We start from the raw sequence: 2,326 nt of genomic DNA on the forward strand, positions 1-2,326 counted from the left end.
AATCAAAAAAGACGTATAACAAGTCGCCCAAGCCGACGCCGACACGCACCGATTTCACCAGTAAAGCAGCGGCGGCGCGGCTTAGCTCACCGTTATGCACAATATGAAATCATATACTGAAATCAAAACTCAAGAAGATATGGAAAAGCTGCTATCCTCAATAGCATGTTTCCACGATAGTATGACTAAAGAAATACACATTGTTAATAGAGGCTGGGTTAACAGAGATCATAGCATGGCAATGTCTCACAGTTTCGATCTCCAACTTCTTATTCAGTCACAATGGGAGCCATATGCTATTGAGTTAGTTTTTTGTAATGTAATCGAGCTACACCTCTCAGATGCAGGTGAATATTGGGATGCAACTGGATCTATAACTCGTACGCAATCTCCAGCTGAAAAGACAGAAATCAGGTTGAGTTTTGATTCATCTTTAATAATTAAAGCTTCACAATTGTACTATAAAAATAGATCTGATTGGCTTGGCAAGAAATCTTTCCTAAAACATGAGGTTCCATCAAGCAATGCCATACCTGCAAAGGCAGTGGAGCATAACTGGCGTCAATGCCAAGAATGTTTTGATGCTTGGGAGGAAATATAGAGAATGTGTTTTCTTATTGTTCGGGCTGCGGCCAGCTAACAGAGTTAATATAAAAAGTGCATAACAAGTCGCCCAAGCTGACGCCGACACGCACCGATTTTACCAGTAAAGCAGCGGCGGCGCAGCTTAGCTCACCGTTAAAAAAATGAAAAAAATAATTCACTCAACATACGCAGTCTATTTTGCTTTTTTACCAAGCAATGCATTTGCTAAAAAAGTGATTGATTATATTCCACCTCCCTATTGGATGCGGTATTTAATATCAGTGCTCACAATACTCCCAATCGCCATAATATTTGGCTCTATCTCATATTTTGCTATCAAATTAATTGAAAAAGAAATCCCAGTAAAAAAACGTAATTATTTTAGTTGTTTTGTGTTGGTGGTGGCTTTGATTTCATGTGCTTTTTCAGCCAATGATTCCCTCAACGACGAAATGTGGAACCCCTATTTTATGGGAGCAAATTTTCTTTCATTAATTATTCCATTTGTTGCAGTCTATTTACTCACAAAAATTAAATTATGGGCAAGACTGCTTCTTTCTATCATGTTGCTAATCCCTGCTTGGTGGATTGTAGCATTTGCTACAATGGGCTGGCAGTTTTTTGGTATAATAATAGGTTTACCAACCTCATGGTAAACTTATTAATTTATGGTTACGGAATTTTTTAACAAGTCGCCCAAGCCGACGCCGACACGCACCGATTTCACCAGTAAAGCAGCTGCGGCGCGGCTTAGCTCACCGTTATGTGTATGCTGAAAAAACTCAAGCTGTGGAGCTATAATATGGCTTACGTAACTTTGACAAAATCAAACATTGATTCTGAGCATATATGTTGTGCTTTCTCGGACAAGAAGTGTTCGGAAGGCTATGCACGCAAGAAGCAATGGCTTACAAAAGAATTTGAAAAAGGCTACGTATTTAAAAGGCTTGATGAGCGTGCGAAGGTATTCATTGAGTATGGCCCTGCAGAAAAGGCATGGTTACCGATTACAGCTCCAAACTACATCAATCTCGGCTGTTTCTGGGTTTCAGGCAAATATAAAGGCAATGGTCACGGCAAAGCTTTGTTACAAGAGGCTGTCGAAGCAGCCAAAAGCCAAGATAAAGAAGGTCTTGTATCTGTGGTTGGGACAAAAAAATATCACTTTATGAGTGATACCAAATGGTTGTTAGGGGAAGGTTTTGAAATTTGCGAAACAGTACCATCTGGTTTCAGCCTCGTATCAATGGACTTTAATAAAACAAGCAACAGACCACAATTTAATGATTCGGTCAAAAATGGTGAATGTCCAGTAAAGAACGGCATCGCTGTCTACTATTCGAACAGGTGCCCATATTCGGAATATCATGTCAGAGAATCTTTAACTGAAACCGCTGCCAAGCGGAATCTGTCGCTAAGCGTAATCAAGCTTGAGACAATGGATCAAGCTCAATCTGCTCCGACACCATGCACAATTTTCAGCATGTTTATAAACGGCCAGTTCGTGACAACAGATATCAGTGTTTGCATGGATAGCAGATTTGATAAAATAGTCGGGAAGGTATAAACACATAACAAGTCGCCCAAGCTGACGCCGACACGCACCGGTTTCACCAGTAAGGCAGCGGCGGCGCAGCTTAGCTTCACGTTAGAACTTTTCATCACAATTGGAGGCAACATGAGTATTAAAGACATAATAGCTTCAGCCGGTCGCAATCTGCACACCATCATCATTACCGCT

General features: G+C 40.7%; 3 protein-coding genes. All 3 read left to right on the forward strand.

What is annotated here, in order from left to right:
- Positions 1–103: 103 nt before the first annotated feature.
- The 3 genes from K245_RS0121390 to K245_RS0121400 all read left to right on the forward strand — a co-directional run bounded on the left by K245_RS0121390 (position 104) and on the right by K245_RS0121400 (position 2,152).
- Positions 104–601, forward strand: coding sequence for a hypothetical protein (locus K245_RS0121390; protein ID WP_027360792.1), 498 nt, complete (start codon positions 104–106; stop codon positions 599–601).
- A gap of 145 nt (positions 602–746) precedes the next feature.
- On the forward strand, positions 747–1,241 hold the full coding sequence (locus K245_RS0121395) for a hypothetical protein (protein ID WP_027360793.1): 495 nt from the start codon (positions 747–749) through the stop codon (positions 1,239–1,241).
- Positions 1,242–1,387: 146 nt separating this feature from the next.
- Positions 1,388–2,152, forward strand: a complete 765-nt coding sequence (locus K245_RS0121400) for an N-acetyltransferase (RefSeq protein ID WP_027360794.1) — start codon at positions 1,388–1,390, stop codon at positions 2,150–2,152.
- Positions 2,153–2,326: the final 174 nt, after the last annotated feature.

The organism is Desulforegula conservatrix Mb1Pa (genome assembly GCF_000426225.1).
Taxonomy (GTDB): Bacteria; Desulfobacterota; Desulfobacteria; order Desulfobacterales; family Desulforegulaceae; genus Desulforegula; species Desulforegula conservatrix.